Annotated in this window: 16 protein-coding genes; 10 read left to right on the top strand and 6 right to left on the bottom strand. The window is 71.9% G+C overall.

Going from position 1 to position 17,040, the window contains the following annotated elements:
• Positions 1–10: 10 nt before the first annotated feature.
• Positions 11–1,222, bottom strand: a complete 1,212-nt coding sequence (galK, locus tag C8046_RS06505; protein ID WP_109228739.1) for a galactokinase — start codon at positions 1,220–1,222, stop codon at positions 11–13.
• Positions 1,219–2,019 (bottom strand): DeoR/GlpR family DNA-binding transcription regulator, encoded by an 801-nt coding sequence (locus C8046_RS06500; protein WP_109228738.1) that lies wholly within the window; start codon positions 2,017–2,019, stop codon positions 1,219–1,221. The genes galK and C8046_RS06500 overlap by 4 nt, the downstream gene beginning before the upstream one ends.
• Before the next feature lie 134 nt (positions 2,020–2,153).
• Here C8046_RS06500 and trpS point away from each other — a divergent pair, with 134 nt between their 5' ends.
• Genes trpS through C8046_RS06485 form a run of 4 tightly spaced genes read left to right on the top strand, consistent with a single transcriptional unit; the run spans position 2,154 to position 4,937 of the window.
• Positions 2,154–3,197 carry a tryptophan--tRNA ligase gene (gene trpS / locus C8046_RS06495; RefSeq protein ID WP_109228737.1) on the top strand — a complete coding sequence of 348 codons (1,044 nt, stop codon included), beginning with the start codon at positions 2,154–2,156 and terminating at the stop codon, positions 3,195–3,197.
• Positions 3,194–3,367 carry a hypothetical protein gene (locus tag C8046_RS18365; RefSeq protein WP_158277149.1) on the top strand — a complete coding sequence of 58 codons (174 nt, stop codon included), beginning with the start codon at positions 3,194–3,196 and terminating at the stop codon, positions 3,365–3,367. The genes trpS and C8046_RS18365 overlap by 4 nt, the downstream gene beginning before the upstream one ends.
• On the top strand, positions 3,364–3,756 hold the full coding sequence (locus C8046_RS18360) for a 2'-5' RNA ligase family protein (RefSeq protein WP_158277148.1): 393 nt from the start codon (positions 3,364–3,366) through the stop codon (positions 3,754–3,756). Before C8046_RS18365 ends, C8046_RS18360 begins: the two co-directional genes overlap by 4 nt.
• A gap of 11 nt (positions 3,757–3,767) precedes the next feature.
• The gene (locus C8046_RS06485; protein WP_109228735.1) at positions 3,768–4,937 is read left to right on the top strand and encodes a YihY/virulence factor BrkB family protein; all 1,170 of its coding nucleotides are present in this window, start codon (positions 3,768–3,770) and stop codon (positions 4,935–4,937) included.
• A 112-nt stretch (positions 4,938–5,049) separates the two neighbouring features.
• Here the strand turns inward: C8046_RS06485 and C8046_RS06480 are convergent, their stop codons facing one another.
• From C8046_RS06480 to sdhC, 4 genes are all read right to left on the bottom strand, one after another.
• Positions 5,050–5,826 (bottom strand): succinate dehydrogenase iron-sulfur subunit, encoded by a 777-nt coding sequence (locus tag C8046_RS06480; RefSeq protein ID WP_109228734.1) that lies wholly within the window; start codon positions 5,824–5,826, stop codon positions 5,050–5,052.
• Positions 5,826–7,598, bottom strand: a complete 1,773-nt coding sequence (gene sdhA, locus C8046_RS06475) for a succinate dehydrogenase flavoprotein subunit (protein WP_109228733.1) — start codon at positions 7,596–7,598, stop codon at positions 5,826–5,828. Before sdhA ends, C8046_RS06480 begins: the two co-directional genes overlap by 1 nt.
• 76 nt (positions 7,599–7,674) lie before the next feature.
• Positions 7,675–8,124, bottom strand: coding sequence for a succinate dehydrogenase, hydrophobic membrane anchor protein (gene sdhD / locus C8046_RS06470; protein ID WP_109228732.1), 450 nt, complete (start codon positions 8,122–8,124; stop codon positions 7,675–7,677).
• Positions 8,124–8,531 (bottom strand): succinate dehydrogenase, cytochrome b556 subunit, encoded by a 408-nt coding sequence (gene sdhC, locus C8046_RS06465; protein ID WP_268921387.1) that lies wholly within the window; start codon positions 8,529–8,531, stop codon positions 8,124–8,126. The genes sdhD and sdhC overlap by 1 nt, the downstream gene beginning before the upstream one ends.
• A gap of 198 nt (positions 8,532–8,729) precedes the next feature.
• On the opposite strand from sdhC, the gene C8046_RS06460 reads away from it, so the two are divergent.
• The 6 genes from C8046_RS06460 to C8046_RS06435 all read left to right on the top strand — a co-directional run bounded on the left by C8046_RS06460 (position 8,730) and on the right by C8046_RS06435 (position 17,002).
• Positions 8,730–9,842: a mannose-1-phosphate guanylyltransferase gene (locus tag C8046_RS06460; RefSeq protein ID WP_109228731.1), complete on the top strand. Its 1,113-nt coding sequence runs from the start codon at positions 8,730–8,732 to the stop codon at positions 9,840–9,842.
• A gap of 51 nt (positions 9,843–9,893) precedes the next feature.
• Complete coding sequence (locus C8046_RS06455) at positions 9,894–11,120, top strand: amidohydrolase (protein ID WP_235866166.1); 1,227 nt, start codon at positions 9,894–9,896, stop codon at positions 11,118–11,120.
• A gap of 381 nt (positions 11,121–11,501) precedes the next feature.
• On the top strand, positions 11,502–12,623 hold the full coding sequence (locus C8046_RS06450) for a BMP family lipoprotein (protein WP_109228730.1): 1,122 nt from the start codon (positions 11,502–11,504) through the stop codon (positions 12,621–12,623).
• Between the two features lie 142 nt (positions 12,624–12,765).
• The gene (locus tag C8046_RS06445; RefSeq protein WP_109228729.1) at positions 12,766–14,397 is read left to right on the top strand and encodes an ABC transporter ATP-binding protein; all 1,632 of its coding nucleotides are present in this window, start codon (positions 12,766–12,768) and stop codon (positions 14,395–14,397) included.
• Positions 14,394–15,722: an ABC transporter permease gene (locus C8046_RS06440; protein ID WP_109228728.1), complete on the top strand. Its 1,329-nt coding sequence runs from the start codon at positions 14,394–14,396 to the stop codon at positions 15,720–15,722. The genes C8046_RS06445 and C8046_RS06440 overlap by 4 nt, the downstream gene beginning before the upstream one ends.
• Positions 15,719–17,002, top strand: a complete 1,284-nt coding sequence (locus C8046_RS06435) for an ABC transporter permease (protein ID WP_109228727.1) — start codon at positions 15,719–15,721, stop codon at positions 17,000–17,002. Before C8046_RS06440 ends, C8046_RS06435 begins: the two co-directional genes overlap by 4 nt.
• The last annotated feature ends 38 nt before the right edge of the window (positions 17,003–17,040 follow it).

Below are 17,040 nucleotides of genomic sequence, written 5' to 3'. Positions count from 1 at the left end.
GTGTGGGCCGTCAGGCGGCGGGCCCGGCCGCCCGCGAGGTCAGGAACGCGGGGCTCGTGAACCCGTGCTCGGCGAAGGCCTGCGCGACCGCGTGGGCCACCTCGTGGCTCGTACCGGCGGGGACGAGGGCGATGGCCGAGCCGCCGAAGCCGCCACCGGTCATCCGGGCGCCGACCGCGCCGGCCGCCCGCGCTGCCTCCACCGCGACGTCGAGCTCCGGCACGGTGACCTCGTAGTCGTCCCGCAGCGAGGCGTGCGAGGCGTCCATGAGCGCGCCGAACGCGTCCCAGTCGCCGGCGCGCAGCGCGTCGTGCGCCTGCCGGGTGCGGTCGATCTCGGTGAGGACGTGACGCACGCGTCGGCGGGCGACGTCGTCGTCCAGCAGCGCGTCGGCGCTCGCGACGGCGGCCGCCGCGTCCGTCGCCGCGTCGAGCCAGTGGCGGAGCGTCGGGACGCCGAGGACGGCAGCGGCGGCGTCGCACGTCGCGCGGCGGGAGGCGTACTGACCGTCGTTCAGGCTGTGCGGGGCCCGGGTGTCGATGACGAGCAGCTCGCGGTCCACCGGGGCGAACGGCTCGTGCCGCACGGATCCGTCGAGGCAGTCCAGCGCGAGGGCGTGGCCGTCCTGGGCGCGCAGCGACGCGGCCTGGTCCATCCCGCCGGTCGCGGCTCCGGCGATCTCGTTCTCCGCGCGCACGCACGCGGCGGCGAGCCGGGAGCGGCCGTCGTCGTCACCGCCGAGGCCGAGGCCGAGCAGGGTGTCGAGCCCGACGGCGAGCGAGGCCTCGAGCGCGGCCGAGGAGGACAGACCGGCCCCGAACGGCACGCACGAGTCCACGGCCGCCTCGAAGCCGGGGACGGTGAAGCCGTCCTGGCGCAGCGCCCACGCGACGCCCACGAGGTAGGACCCCCATCCGGACACGGCGCCCGGGGCGACGGCGTCGAGGTCCGCCTCCCAGACTCCCTCGCCCTGCGCCGAGACGAGCCGCACGAGCGAGTCCTCGCGCAGCCGGACCGCCACGTACGTGCGGTGCTCGAGCGCGATGGGCAGCGCGAGGCCGCCGTTGTAGTCCGTGTGCTCCCCGATGAGGTTGACGCGCCCCGGGGCCGAGAACGTGCCGTCGGTGCTCGCGCCGAAGGTGCGCTCGAACAGCGTGGCGACGCGGGCGAGGCTGTCGGTGGTCTCCCAGGCGGGCAGCCACTGGGGGGCGGGGGTGGTCATCGCGATCCTTCCGGGGTGGTGGCGAGGACGACGTCGACGACGTCCCTCAGGTGCTCGAGGGCCTCGGGCGGGAGGCCGTCGTCGGTGACGAGGACGTCGACGACGTCCCACCGGGCGATGGTGCGCAGGGCGGCCGTGCCCCACTTGCTGGAGTCGGCGGCGACCACGACGCGGCGCGCCGCGCGCAGGAACGCCTCGAGCGTCTCCGCCTCGGCCAGCGTCGGGGAGGTCAACCCGGCGTCGGGATCCATCCCGCTGACGCCGAGCACCAGCAGGTCGAGGTGGAACGTGGTGACCACCGAGGCAGCGACGGGGCCGACGAGGGCGGCCGACGGCGTCGGCTCGCCGCCGGTGACGACGACGGCGGGGCGCTGCGGGTGGGCGAACAGGATCTCCGCCGCCGGCGGTGAGTTGGTCAGCACGCTGAGGCTGCTCAGGTGGGGCAGGCGGGTGAGGGCGGAGGCGACGGCGGCCGTCGTCGTCCCCGCCGTCAGGCCGAGGGACGTGCCGGGCGTGACCAGCGCGGCGACGGCGTCGGCGATCGCCGTTTTCTGGGCGCCGGCCCGCAGCGCCTTCTCCGTGAAGGCGGGTTCCGCGGCGCTGCCCTCGGGGGCGACGGCGCCGCCGTGCACCCGGGTGACGAGGCCCTGCTCGGCGAGGGCCGTGATGTCGCGGCGCACCGTCATCTCCGAGACGCCGAGCATCGCGACGAGGTCGGTCACGCGGGCGGCACCGGTCCGGACGACCTCGTCACGGATGGCGGAGCGCCGCTGATCGGCGAGCAGGGGCGAGTCCATGGGGGCGATTCTGCCACCGCCGGAGCGTCCGTCACGCAGAACCGCTCACACCCGCTCACGATCGGACAGCGGCCGGGCCGCGGTCCCCGTGCCCTGGTTCGGTCCGGACGGGCCCTCGATGCCAAGATGGACCAATGACCGCCCGCCCCACGCGTCCTCGCGTCTTCTCGGCCATGCAGCCCACGGCCGACTCCCTGCACCTCGGCAACTACCTCGGCGCGCTCCGCCAGTGGGTCGCGCTGCAGGACGACTACGAGGCGATCTACTCGGTCGTCGACCTCCACGCGCTGACGGTCTCGCCCGACCCCGCGGACCTGCGGCGTCGCAGCCGCCAGACCGCGGCGCAGTACCTGGCGGCCGGCGTCGACCCGGCGCGCTCGCTCCTGTTCCTGCAGTCGCACGTGCCCGAGCACGCGCAGCTCGCATGGGTCCTCTCGTGCCTCACGGGCTTCGGCGAGGCCTCCCGCATGACCCAGTTCAAGGACAAGTCCTCCCGCCAGGGCGCCGAGGGCACGACCGTCGGCCTCTTCACGTACCCCGTGCTGATGGCGGCCGACATCCTGCTCTACGACACCGATCTGGTTCCGGTCGGCGAGGACCAGCGCCAGCACATCGAGCTCGCGCGCGACCTCGCCCAGCGGATCAACGCGCGGCACGGCGACGTCGTGCGGGTCCCCGAGGCGAGCATCGTCAAGGCGACGGCGAAGATCTACGACCTCGCCGAGCCGACCGCGAAGATGAGCAAGTCGGGCCACGTGAACGGCCTGCTCGAGGTCATGGACGACCCCAAGGTGCTCAGCAAGCGGATCAGGTCCGCGGTCACCGACGCCGACACCGTGATCCGGTTCGACCGCGAGGCCAAGCCGGGCGTCTCCAACCTCCTGACCATCCACTCGGCGCTCTCGGGCACGAGCGTGGACGATCTCGTGGCGGAGTTCGAGGGCAAGATGTACGGCCACCTCAAGGTCGCCGTCGCCGAGGTCGTCGTGGGGGAGTTCGCTCCGATCCGCGAGCGTGTGGGCGAGCTCATGGCGGATCCGGCGGAGCTCGACGAGATCCTCGCCGACGGCGCCGCGAAGGCCCGCACGATCGCGCGCGAGACGCTCGCGCGGGTGTACGACGCCGTCGGGCTCGTGCCGGCGGCACCCCTCCCCGTCGCGGCCACCCCCGCACGATGACGGAGCAGACGCTCTCCTTCCGGTCGCCGTTCGCCGACGGGACGAGCGTCGGCGTGGCCATCGAGGTCCCGTCCCCGTACTGCGAGTGGCTGCGCGAGCTGCGCGAGCGGCTCGGCGACGGCGCGGACGCCGAGATCATCCCGCCCCACATCACCCTCGTCCCCCGGTGACGCTCCCGACGTGGGACCTCAGCGACGTCGAGAAGCAGCTCACCCGCGCGGCGCGCACGGTCGCCCCGTTCACGATCGAGCTGTCAGGAGCCGGGTCCTTCCGGCCGACGACCCAGGTGGTCTACGCGGCCCTCACGCGCGGGGCCGCCAGCTGCGACCGGCTCCAGCGCGCCTCGCGGCAGGGCCCGCTGGAGCTCGAGCTCCGCTTCGACTACCACCCGCACGTGACGGTGGCGCAGGACGTTCCGGCGCAGGACCTCGACGCCGCCGAGAACGCGCTCCGTGACTTCCGGGCCGAGTTCGAGGCACGCTCGTTCGTGCTGTACGAACGCGGGCCGGACGGCGTGTGGAACACCATCCGGACGTACCCGCTCACCGGTCGAGACTGAGGGAGAGCCCCATGGCGCGCATCATCGCCAGGATCCAGGAGATCGCCGCGCGCTTCCAGGCCACCCGGCTGGGGCGGATGAACGCCCGCTACGGCGCGGTGCGCGGTGCGCAGCTGGCCGGCGGCATCGCCTACGCCGCGCTGTTCTCGGTGTTCGCGGCGCTCACCATCGCGTTCACCGTGGTGATGAGCCTCATCGGCAGGAACGAGGAGCTGCGCCAGGCCGTCCTGGACGGTGTCGACGACGCCCTCCCGGGCATCGTGGACACCGGGGACGGCAGCGGCGGGATGCTCTCGCCGGACTCCCTGGTGCTCGACAGCGGCCTCAGCATCACGAGCGTCGTCGCCGCGGTCACCCTGCTGCTGTCCGCCCTCGCCGTGATGGGGTCGCTGTCCGGCTCGATCCGCGCGATGTTCGGTCTCCAGACGCCCCCGGGCAACCCGGTGCTGGCCAAGGTGCGCGATCTGCTCGGGTTCGTCGTCCTCGCGGTCTCGGTGCTCGTGACGGCGGTCCTCGGGATCGCCGCCGGCGCGGCGGGCTCGTGGGTGACGGACCTGCTCGGGCTGAGCTCGACGCTGGGGGCGATCCTCGTCCGCGCCCTGGGTCTCCTCGTGGCGTTCGGCGTCGACCTGGTCGTGTTCGTGGCGCTGATCGGGGTGGTCGGCGGGGCGCGGGCGCCCCGGCGCGACCTGTGGATCGGCGCCGCCGCCGGAGCCCTGGGCGCCGGCATCATCCGCTTCCTCGGCACGTCGCTGGTGGGAGGCGCGAGCGACAACCCGGTGCTGGCCGCCGGGGTCGGCGTCGTGACGCTGCTGCTGTGGGTCAACCTCGTCTCGCGCCTGACGCTGTACGTCTCGGCGTGGATCGCCAACCCGCCGTCGCCCGCCACCGACCCCGTCGACGCCAGGGAGCTGCACGCCGGGGAGACCCCGAACTTCGTCACGATGTCCGTCCCGCGCACCCTGGCGTGGGACTTCGACGTGCGGACGGGCGTCGTCACGCCGACCGAGGCGGGCCGCGAGGAGCGCGAGGCGGCGGCCGAGGTCCGGGCGTCCGAGGCCGCCCAGCTCGAGGCCGCGCTGGCGGCGAGCCAGTCCGAGGGCAGCTGGGTCGAGCAGCGCCTCGCGGCGCGTCGAGCCCGCCGGGCGGCGCGCGAGGTGCGGCGCGACCAGCAGGACTGACCGGCGTCTCCGGGGGAGCCGACGACGGCGTCCGGGAGCCCCGGGCCGGAACGCGCGAACGGGCGGCACCCGCCTGGGTGCCGCCCGCCGTCGTCCCTCGCGGGAGGGTGCGTCAGAAGGTGCGCGTGACGATCGCCCGCTTGACCTCGGCGATGGCCTTGGTGACCTCGATGCCGCGCGGGCAGGCCTCGGAGCAGTTGAAGGTCGTGCGGCAGCGCCACACGCCCTCCTTGTCGTTGAGGATCTCCAGGCGCTGCGTGCCGCCCTCGTCGCGGCTGTCGAAGATGAAGCGGTGCGCGTTGACGATCGCGGCCGGACCGAAGTACTGGCCGTCGGTCCAGAACACGGGGCACGACGTCGTGCACGCGGCGCACAGGATGCACTTCGTGGTGTCGTCGAACCGCGCGCGCTGCTCGGCCGACTGCAGACGCTCGGCGCTCGGCTGGTTGCCCGTCGTGATGAGGAACGGCATGACCTCGCGGTAGGAGGCGAAGAACGGCTCCATGTCGACGATGAGGTCCTTCTTCACGGGCAGGCCCTTGATCGGCTCGACCGTGATGGGCTTGGAGATGTCCAGGTCCTTCAGCAGCGTCTTGCACGCGAGGCGGTTGCGGCCGTTGATACGCATGGCGTCGCTGCCGCAGATGCCGTGCGCGCACGAGCGGCGGAAGGTCAGCGAGCCGTCCTGCTCCCACTTGATCTTGTGGAGGGCGTCCAGCACGCGGTCGGTGCCGTGCATGGTGAGGGTGAAGTCCTCGTACGTGGCGGTCGGGTCCTCCACGTCGGGGTTGTACCGCTCTACGCGGAGGGTGACCTCGAAGGACTCGATGGCACCCAACGCGTCGGTGTCGGCGGAGGCCTCGGCCTCGGTCTCGGCGACGGCGGTCATCAGTACTTCCTCTCCATCGGCTGGTAGCGGGTCACGACGACCGGCTTGTAGTCGAGGCGCACCGTGGAGCCACCCTCGCCCGCGCCGGGCTCGGAGGTCGGGTAGGCCATCGTGTGGACCATGAACTCGGTGTCGTCGCGGTCGGGGAAGTCCTCGCGGAAGTGACCACCGCGCGACTCCTTCCGCGCGAGCGCTCCGACGACGACGACCTCGGCGAGGTCGATCAGGAAGCCCAGCTCGATCGCCTCGACGAGCTCGGTGTTGTACGACGTGCCGCGGTCGGAGACCCCGACGTTCGCGTACCGCTCGCGGAGCGCGTCGATGTCCTTGATGGCCTGGCGCAGGGACTCGTCGGTACGGAACACCTGGGCGTTCAGGTCCATCGACTCCTGCAGGTCCTTGCGGATCGCGGCGACCTTCTCGGTGCCTGAGCCGGCGGCGATCCGCACGAGCTCCTTCTCGACGTCGAGGTGGGCCCCCTCGGGCACGTCCACCAGCTCGGCCGTGGCCGCGTACTCGGCGGCGGCGATGCCGGCCCGCTTGCCGAACACGTTGATGTCGAGCAGCGAGTTGGTGCCCAGGCGGTTGGAGCCGTGCACCGAGACGCACGCGACCTCGCCGGCGGCGAACAGGCCGGGCACGACGTCGGTGTTGTTGCGCAGCACCTGCGTCGTGATGTTGGTGGGGATGCCACCCATCGCGTAGTGCGCCGTCGGGTAGACGGGCACCGGCTCGGTGTACGGCTCGACGCCGAGGTAGGTGCGGGCGAACTCGGTGATGTCGGGGAGCTTGGCGTCGATGTGCGCCGGCTCGAGGTGCGTGAGGTCGAGCAGCACGTAGTCCTTGTTGGGACCGGCGCCGCGACCCTCGCGGACCTCGTTGGCCATCGAGCGGGCCACGATGTCGCGCGGGGCGAGGTCCTTGATCGTCGGGGCGTAGCGCTCCATGAACCGCTCGCCCGAGCCGTTGCGCAGGATGCCGCCCTCGCCGCGGGCGGCCTCCGAGAGCAGGATGCCCAGGCCGGCGAGGCCCGTCGGGTGGAACTGGAAGAACTCCATGTCCTCGAGCGGGATGCCCTTGCGGTAGGCCACGGCCATGCCGTCACCGGTCAGCGTGTGCGCGTTCGAGGTGGTCTTGTAGACCTTGCCGGCGCCGCCGGTGGCGAACACGATCGACTTGGCGCGGATCACGTGGATCTCGCCGGTCGCGAGCTCGTAGGCCACCACACCCGCCGCGCGGACGTCGGGGTCCGTGCGCGGGTCGCCCGTGAGGATGACGTCGAAGACGTAGAACTCGTTGAAGAACTCCACGTCCTGCTTCACGCACTGCTGGTACAGCGTCTGCAGGATCATGTGGCCGGTACGGTCGGCGGCGTAGCACGAGCGGCGCACGGGCGCCTCGCCGTGGTTGCGCGTGTGCCCGCCGAAGCGGCGCTGGTCGATCTTGCCCTCGGGCGTGCGGTTGAAGGGCAGGCCCATGCGCTCGAGGTCGAGGACGGCGTCGATCGCCTCCTTCGCCATCACCTCGGCGGCGTCCTGGTCGACGAGGTAGTCACCGCCCTTGACGGTGTCGAAGGTGTGCCACTCCCAGTTGTCCTCCTCGACGTTCGCCAGCGCGGCACACATGCCGCCCTGCGCGGCGCCCGTGTGGGAGCGCGTGGGGTAGAGCTTGGAGACGACGGCCGTGCGGGCGCGACCCGAGGACTCCAGGGCGGCGCGCATGCCGGCGCCGCCCGCGCCGACGATCACGACGTCGTAGGTGTGCGTCTGCACGTGGACTTCCTTTGCGTGTGGGGGAGAGCTGGTCCGAGATCGCGCGGACGTCCGGCGCCCGCGCTCCTCGCGGTGATCAGGAGAAGCAGATCGAGGGCAGCAGGTCCGCGGGCGAGCCGGCGGGGCACGGGTCGAACGTGAAGATGACCAGGGTGCCCATCACGACCGTGACGACGAAGGCCACGTAGAGCAGCGCCTTCAGCACGATCCGGGTGGCGTTGCGCTCCGCGTAGTCGTTGATGATCGTCCGCACGCCGTTGGTGCCGTGGATCATCGCGAGCCACAGCATCAGGAGGTCCCAGACCTGCCAGAAGGGCTCGGACCACTTGCCGGCGACGAAGGCGAAGTCGATCGCCGCGACGCCGTCGCCCACCATGAGGTTGACGAACAGGTGCCCGAAGATCAGGACGATCAGGATGACGCCGGAGACGCGCATGAACAGCCACGCGTAGAGCTCGGTGTTGATGCCACCGCGCATCGCGTTGGAACGGGTGGCGCGCGGGGAGGGGATCACGGGTGTGGTCATCAGTGGGCCCCGAAGACGTTGGAGAGGTGACGGGGCAGGAAGCCGGCGAGCGCCGCGACCGTGAGGCCGATGACGATCCACAGCATCACGCGCTGGTACCGCGGACCCTTGGCCGTGAAGTCGACCAGGATGATCCGGATGCCGTTGAACGCGTGGAACAGGACGGCGGCCACGAGGCCGACCTCGCCCAGGCCCATGATCGGCGTCTTGTACGTGCCGATGACCTCGTTGTAGACCTCGGGGGAGACGCGGACGAGCGCCGTGTCGAGGACGTGCACGAGGAGGAACAGGAACAGCAGCATGCCTGTGACGCGATGGAGCACCCAGGACCACATGCCCTCGGTGCCGCGGTAGAGGGTGCCGAAGCCCTTCTTCTTACCGCGCCGGCCGCTGTTCGGCGGGGGCACGGTCGGGGTCGCTGGGACGGTGGGGGCGCTGGCCACGGTGCTTCGGCCTCCTGACGAGTGATGGATCTGCCCTCCTACTGTAATGACTCCGTGACACCATCCGCGCCTCCGATGCACGGCGAGTGCCCCCTGACCTGGGACTGAGGTCCCCCTTACCCGCGATCGGGGCGTCGCGCGGAGCCCCGCTAGGGTCGGGTCATGACGCCGATCGACGACCTCTACGCCATCGTTCCCGCCGGTGGCGCCGGCACCCGGCTGTGGCCGCTCTCACGTCGCTCCCGCCCCAAGTTCCTGCTCGACGTGCTCGGCACGGGGCGCACGCTCCTCCAGGGGACGCTCGACCGCCTGCTCCCGCTCACCGGCCCCGACCGCGTCGTCGTGGTCACCGGGACGGCGCACGCGGCCGCCGTCGCCGAGCAGCTGCCGGAGGTCGGCGTCGCCAACCTCGTCGCCGAGCCGTCACCGCGCGACTCGATGGCGGCCATCGGGCTCGCCGCCGCGATCCTCGAGCGTCGGCACGGCAGCGTGCTGGTCGCCTCCTTCGCCGCCGACCACGTGGTGCCTGACGTCGAGGGCTTCCACACCGCGGTACGGCACGCGGCCGTCGCCGCCCGCGCCGGGTACGTCACCACCATCGGGATCACCCCCACGGCGCCGTCGACGGCGTTCGGCTACATCCGCTCCGGCGCGCCGCTGGAGCCGACCGAGGGCGGCCCGACCGCGCGCGCCGTCGTGGAGTTCGTCGAGAAGCCCGACGCCGAGACGGCCGCCGGCTACCTCGCCTCCGGCGACGTCGCCTGGAACGCCGGCATGTTCGTCGCGCGCACCGACGTGCTGCTCGGTCACCTCGAGCGGCTGCAGCCGCCGCTCGCCGCCGGGCTGCGCGAGATCGCCGCGGCGTGGGACACCGCCGAGCGCGAGGAGGTGCTCGGTCGGGTGTGGCCGACGCTCACCCGGATCGCGATCGACCACGCGATCGCCGAGCCGGTCGCGGCGACGGGCGGCGTCGCCGTCGTGCCCGGCGCCTTCACGTGGGACGACGTCGGGGACTGGGCCTCGCTCGCGACCCTCGTCTCCCCGGACGGCGACGGCGTGCGCCGGGTCTCCGCGGGCGGCGCGTCACCGGTGGTGGCGATCGACGCCCCGGGCGCCTTCGTGAGCGCCGACCGGCCGGTGGCCGTCGTGGGGCTGCGGGACGCCGTCGTCGTCCTGACGCCCGACGCCCTCCTGGTCACGGACGCCGCCCACGCCCAGCAGGTGAAGGCGGTCGTGGACGAGCTCCTGGCGCGGGACCGGTCCGACCTCGTCTGACGGACGGACGCCCCGGGGGCGCCGAGGGGCGCAGCGGTAGGGTCGACTCCCGTGCCACACCTCCTGCGCCCCACCTTCGACCGCATCGACAAGGTCCTCGCCGAGCGGGCCGACCGCCTGCTCGAGGTGCGCCGCGAGATCCACGCGTTCCCCGAGGTGGCCTGGACCGAGCACCGCACGAGCGAGCTCGTCTACTCCGAGCTGACCGAGGCCGGGCTCTCGCCCCGCCGCGTCGGCGCCACCGGCATCGTGTGCGACCTCCCGGGCAGCACGGGCGCCGCCACGCGACGGCGCATCGGCCTGCGCGCCGACCTCGACGCGCTGCCCATCCCGGAGGAGACAGGACTGCCGTACGCCTCCACGCGGTCGGGCATCTCCCACGCGTGCGGTCACGACGTGCACACCGCGTCGGTGCTGGGCGCCGGGCTGGCGCTCGCGGACCTGTCGGTCCGCGGCGAGCTGCCGGTCGGCGTCCGCCTCGTCTTCCAGCCGGCCGAGGAGGTCCAGCCCGGTGGGGCGGAGACCTTCCTCCAGAACGGCGTGATCGAGGGCGTCGAGCAGATCTACGCCGTGCACTGCGACCCCAAGATCGAGGTCGGCACCGTCGGCTCCCGCATCGGGTCGATCACGTCGGCCTCCGACCCGATCACCGTGACGCTCCGCTCGCACGGCGGTCACACGTCCCGTCCGCACATGACGGGCGACGTCGTCTACGCCCTCGGGCAGGTCATCGCCCAGGCCTCCGGGGTGCTGGGACGGCGGATGGACCCGCGCGCCGGCGTCAACCTCACCTGGGGCGCGGTGCACGCGGGGAACGCGACGAACGCGATCCCGACGTCGGGCACCCTGATGGGCACGCTGCGCGTGCTGGACGTCGAGGAGTGGGCCCGCGCCGGCGAGGTGCTGGACCGCGCCATCACCCAGATCGTCGCGCCGTACGGCGTCGAGGTCGAGGTCAACCACGTGCGCGGCGTGCCGCCCACCGTGAACGAGGCGAGCTGCGTCGCCCACATCGAGGAGGCGGCGTCCGACGTCGTGGGGGAGGAGTCCGTGCACCTCACCGAGCAGTCGCTCGGCGGTGAGGACTTCGGCTGGTACCTCCACCGGGTGCCCGGCGCGATGGTGCGCCTCGGCGTCCGCACGCCCGGCGCCCCCGTGGCCGACCTGCACCGCGCCGACCTCGTGGTCGACGAGCGGGCGATCGTCATCGGCGCGCGCATGCTGGCCCGCACCGCGGTCATCGCCGGCACGGCGCCGGCCCCCGCGCCGCTGGTCTGACGCTCGGCTCGGCGACGCCGTCCAGCGGGCGGGCTCGCCGGCGCGTCGGGTACCCCGGCCCCCGGTCGGCAGCCCCGACCGCGCCCTTGTGGTCGCTGTGTCGGGGCGGCCGCGCCCTGGTGGTCGTTGGGTAGCGCGTTCCGCGACCACAAGGGCGCGGTCGACGCCGGCGCACAACCACAAGGGCGCGGTTGGCGCGCGCGGGCGACGGCGGTGCCCCGGCCCCCAGCACGAAGAGCACGGTTCGGTCACGATTCACGGGATCGTCCCAACCTGTGACACGCCCGACACATTCGCGTGGCAAGGTGTGCCGGTGCCGCGATGCGGCCCATTTCCTGCGGAGGGCCAGACCGACGCAGTGACCAACGCTGAGGAGTGGATGTGAAGAAGTCGATCATCGCGGTGGCCGGAGCTGCTGCTGTCGCACTGACGCTTGCTGCCTGTGGGACCCCCACGGACGAGGGCACGGCCGAGGAGACCTCCGGTACGGAGACCTCCAGCGAGTCCGCCGAGCCGACCGGCGACGTCGTCGAGGGCTTCAAGGCCTGCATGGTCTCCGACCAGGGCGGCTGGGACGACCAGTCCTTCAACCAGTCCGGCAAGGAGGGGCTCGACCGCGCTGCGGACGAGCTCGGTGTCGAGGTCAACGCCGTCGAGTCCACCGCCGACGCCGACTACGGACCCAACATCGACAGCCTCATCTCCGACGGCTGCACCTACATCATCGGTGTCGGCTTCCTGCTCGAGCCGGCGATCCAGTCCGCCGCCGAGGCGAACACCGACATCCAGTTCGCTCTCATCGACTCCGCGCTGAGCAACGACGACTTCTCCCTCCTCGAGCTGGACAACGTCAAGCCGCTGCTGTTCAACACGGCCGAGGCCTCCTTCCTCGCCGGCTACCTCGCCGCGGGCATGACCGAGTCCGGCACCGTCGGCACCTTCGGCGGCCTGCCGATCCCGTCCGTCCAGATCTTCATGGACGGCTTCGCGGACGGCATCACCAAGTACAACGAGGACAACGGCGCGGACGTCACGCTGCTCGGCTGGGACAAGGAGGCCCAGACGGGCTCCTTCACCGGTGACTTCGAGAACCAGGCCAACGGCACGACCACGGCCCAGGGCTTCATCGACCAGGGCGCCGACATCGTCATGCCCGTCGCCGGCCCGGTCGGCCTCGGTGCCGCGACCGCCATCCAGGGTGCCAACGGCACCATGATCTGGGTCGACTCGGACGGCTTCGCCTCGACCGACTACGGCGACATCATCGTCACCTCGGTCATGAAGGAGATCGGCCAGGCGGTCTTCGACTCCATCGCCGAGGCCTCCTCCGGTTCCTTCGACGCGACGCCGTACGTCGGCACGCTCGAGAACGAGGGCGTCGGGCTCGCCGACTTCCACGACTTCGCCGACTCGGTCCCGCAGGAGCTGCAGGACAAGATCGCCGAGTACCAGGAGCAGATCATCTCGGGCGACCTCGTCATCGAGACGCCGAACGCTCCGTGATCTGAGCACAGCACCACCACTGCGGGGCGGGCCGATCGGGCCCGCCCCGCAGTCTTCTTGTGGCACCATCAGCAGTCCCGTTGCCCGGCGTGCCCGCCCGGCCGGCTGCTCGACCACCGACACTTTCGAGGGAGGCCCGCCGATGCGTCTCGAGCTCCGAGGCATCACGAAGCGGTTTGGAACGTTCACGGCCAACGACGGCATCGACATGGTGGTCGAGCCCGGTGAGATCCACGCGATCCTGGGCGAGAACGGCGCAGGCAAGAGCACCCTGATGAACACCCTGTACGGGCTGTACGAGCCCGATGCCGGGGAGATCGTCATCGACGGCGCCCCCGTGGTCTTCGCCGGACCGGGCGACGCGATGCGGGCCGGCATCGGCATGGTCCACCAGCACTTCATGCTCGTGCCGGTCTTCACCGTCGCCGAGAACATCGTGCTCGGGCAGGAGCCCGTCTCGGGCGGCCTCATCGACCTCAAGCGCGCGAGGGCGATCGTGCGCGAGACGTCGGAGATGCTCGGGTTCGCGATCGATCCTGACGCGCTCGTCGGCGACCTCCCCGTCGGCGTGCAGCAGCGGGTCGAGATCGTCAAGGCGCTCTCCCGCAACGCCAAGCTCCTCATCCTGGACGAGCCCACCGCCGTGCTCACGCCCCAGGAGACCGACGAGCTCATCGAGATCATGCGCCGCCTCGCGGCCGCCGGGACCTCGATCCTCTTCATCACCCACAAGCTCCGTGAGATCCGCGCCGTCTCCGACGCGATCACCATCATCCGCCTGGGCAAGGTCGTCGGCACCGCCTCCCCGACGGCCACCGAGACCGAGCTCGCCTCCCTCATGGTCGGCCGCAGCGTCAGCCTCGGTGTCGCCAAGGAGCCGTCCCGACCGGGTGAGCCCGTCCTGGAGATCGTCGACCTCGTCGTGAGGGACGGCAACGGCGTGCCCGTGGTGAACGACGTCAGCTTCACCGTCGCGAGCGGCGAGATCCTCGCCGTCGCCGGCGTGCAGGGCAACGGCCAGACCGAGCTCACCGAGGCCATCCTCGGCGTCACGAAGCCGGCGAGCGGCTCGATCCTGCTGCGCGGCGCCCCCATCGAGAGCATGGGCGTGCGTGACCGCCTCGACGCCGGACTCGCCTACGTCCCCGAGGACCGCTCGACCGACGGCATCGTGGGGGAGTTCTCGATCGTGGAGAACCTCGTGCTCGACCGCCTCGGCGCCCCGCCCGTCTCGCGTGGCGGCGCCCTCGACATGCGCTACCTGCGGGAGAACGCGGAGCAGCGCGTCGCCGAGTTCGACGTCCGCACCACCTCGATCGACCGGCCGGTGGGAACGCTGTCGGGCGGCAACCAGCAGAAGGTCGTCCTGGCGCGTGAGCTGTCCAAGCCGCTCTCGCTGCTGGTGGCCTCGCAGCCGACGCGCGGCGTCGACGTCGGCTCCATCGAGTTCCTCCACGACCGCATCGTCTCCGAGCGGGACAAGGGCGCCGCCGTCGTCATCGTCTCCACGGAGCTCGACGAGGTCCTGGCGCTCGGTGACCGCATCGCCGTCATGTGCGGCGGTGAGCTGGTCGGGATCGTCCCCGGCGGCGAGAGCCGCGACGTGCTCGGTCTGATGATGACCGGCATCGGGCCGGAGGAGGCCCGCCAGCGCGCGGCGGAGCACCACACCGTGCTCGGGGACGCGGACCTCGCGGCCGAGCAGGAGCACGAGAACGAGCCCGGCCACGTCGCCGTGGTGACCGACGTCCACGACGTGGAGGAGAACCGATGACCGGGCCGAACGCACCCCTGGGCCCGACGCCCAACGAGGATCCGCTGGAGCCTCAGCCCCCGATCGACGGCGACGCGGACGCGGTCGCTCCGGCCGCGGCGTCGACCCCCGCGAGCGAGGACGGGTCCACGTCGGGACCCACCCGCACGGAGTCCTACCTCCACCAGGTGATGTCCTCCTCGTGGCTGCTGACGCTGGCGGCCGTGGTGCTGGCCATCCTTCTCGGCGCGATCCTCATCATCGCGACCGACCCCGAGGTCCAGACCGCGGCGGGCTACCTGTTCGCCCGCCCGAGCGACTTCTTCACGGCCGCGTGGGACGCGGCGTCCGGCGCGTACATCGCCCTCTTCCAGGGAGCGATCTTCGACAGCCAGGCCGCGAACTTCACCCGGGCGATCCGTCCGTTGACCGAGACCCTGACGATCGCGACGCCGCTGATCCTCGCCGGCCTCTCGGTGGGCCTGGCCTTCCGCGCCGGCCTGTTCAACATCGGTGGTCAGGGGCAGGTCATCCTCGGGGCCGTGTTCGCCGCGTACCTCGGCTTCGGTCTGAACCTGCCGATCGTCGTGCACGTCGTGCTCGCGATCGTCGGCGGCGCCGTCGGTGGTGCGCTGTGGGCCGCCATCGCCGGTGTCCTCAAGGCCAGGACCGGGGCGCACGAGGTGATCGTGACGATCATGCTCAACAACATCGCCGCCTACCTGGTGCTGTGGATCGTCACCACGAAGCTCTTCGCGAGCGGGACGCCGGGCGTCTCCAAGCCCGTCGCCGACACCGCACGCCTCCCCGCGCTCCTGCCCGACCCGTTCCGGCTGCACCTCGGCTTCATCCTGGCGCTCGTGCTCGCCGCCGCCGTCTGGTGGCTGATGGAGCGCTCGACGCTCGGCTTCAAGCTCCGCGCCGTCGGCTCCAACGCCAGGGCCGCGCGGACCGCCGGCATCTCGGTCGCGACCATGACCGTGCTCGCGATGGCGATCGCCGGCGGTCTCGCCGGGCTCGCCGGGGCCAGCCAGGTCCTCGGCACCGAGGGGATGCTCACGGCGTCCGTGGCCGGCTCGATCGGCTTCGACGCCATCACGGTCGCGCTGCTCGGGCGCAGCAAGCCGCTGGGCACCGTGCTGGCCGGCCTGCTCTTCGGAGCCCTCGCGGCCGGTGGCCGTCTGATGCAGACCCGGACGGGCACCCCGCTGGACCTCGTCCTGGTCCTGCAGTCCTTCATCGTGCTGTTCATCGCGGCGCCCCCGCTCGTCCGCACGATCTGGCGCCTACCCCAACCCGGACCCCGCGCCGCCAAGAAGCGCGTCACGGCAGGAGCTGCGGCATGACCACCACCCTGACCCCCGACGTCGCCCCGGCGACCACCGCCCCCGCCGTCGGCGCCCGCACGTCCTGGCGCACGGCTGTCCTGCTGGGCGTCATCGCCCTCATCGCCCTGATCCTGACGATCGTGACCGCCGACGGCGACGCGCAGATCCGCCTGTCGACCTCGACCGACGCCGTCCAGATCCCGATCTTCGCCCTCCCGGGCAAGCTGACGACGATCGTCCTGACCGTGCTGGTCATCGCCGTCGCGGCCTACGGCGCCCTGCTCACGCAGCGCGGCCGCAAGGTGCCGATCTGGCTCGTCACGACGGCGGGCGGCCTCACCTTCATCGCCCTGCTCGTCATGCTGACGGCCGGCAAGGCGCAGGTCCTGCCCGTCGCCGGTCTCCTCGGCGGTGCGCTGTTCCTCGCGACGCCGCTGGTGTTCGGCGCGCTCTCGGGCGTCGTGTGCGAGCGCGTCGGAATCGTCAACATCGCCATCGAGGGTCAGCTGCTGGCGGGGGCCTTCGCGGCCGCCGTCGTCGCCTCGATCGCGGGCAACGCCTACGTCGGCCTCGTCGCCGCGCCGTTCGCGGGAGTCGCCGTCGGCGCCCTGCTGGCGTTCTTCGCCATCCGGTACCACGTCAACCAGATCATCGTGGGCGTCGTGCTCAACGTGCTGGTCGTCGGTCTGACGAGCTTCCTGTTCTCCACGGTGCTGAACGAGAACCCGAACCTGAACTCCCGGCTCGGTCTGACGACGCTGCCGATCCCGCTGCTGTCGGAGATCCCGGTCCTCGGGCCGGTCCTGTTCCGGCAGAACGCGCTCGTGTACCTCATGTACGCGATCGTCATCGTGCTCCAGATCATGATCTTCCGCAGCCGGTGGGGCCTGCGCCTGCGCTCCGTGGGCGAGCACCCGAAGGCCGCCGACACCGTCGGCATCAACGTCAACCGGACGCGGTGGCGCAACACCCTCCTGGGTGGTGCCATCGCCGGTCTCGGCGGGGCGTTCTTCACGGTCGCCTCCGGCCTCGCCTTCGGCAAGGACATGACGGCCGGGAACGGCTTCATCGCCCTGGCGGCGATGATCCTCGGGCGGTGGAGCCCGAAGGGCGCCGTCGTCGCGGCCCTGCTGTTCGGGATGTCGAAGCAGCTCGGGGGCTTCATCCAGCAGCTCCAGGTGCCGATCCCGTCCCAGTTCCTGCTGATGCTCCCGTACATCGTGACCATCCTCGCCGTCGCCGGCTTCGCCGGTCGGGTGCGCGCACCCGCCGCCGAGGGCATCCCCTACGTGAAGTGAGGTCAGCCGTGACCACTCCAGGAACGACCCAGGGGCAA

It is taken from the genome of Serinibacter arcticus (genome assembly GCF_003121705.1).
Taxonomy (GTDB): domain Bacteria; phylum Actinomycetota; class Actinomycetes; order Actinomycetales; family Beutenbergiaceae; genus Litorihabitans.
Note: the sequence above shows the minus strand (reverse complement) of the source record. Positions and strands in the feature narration are given on the sequence as shown.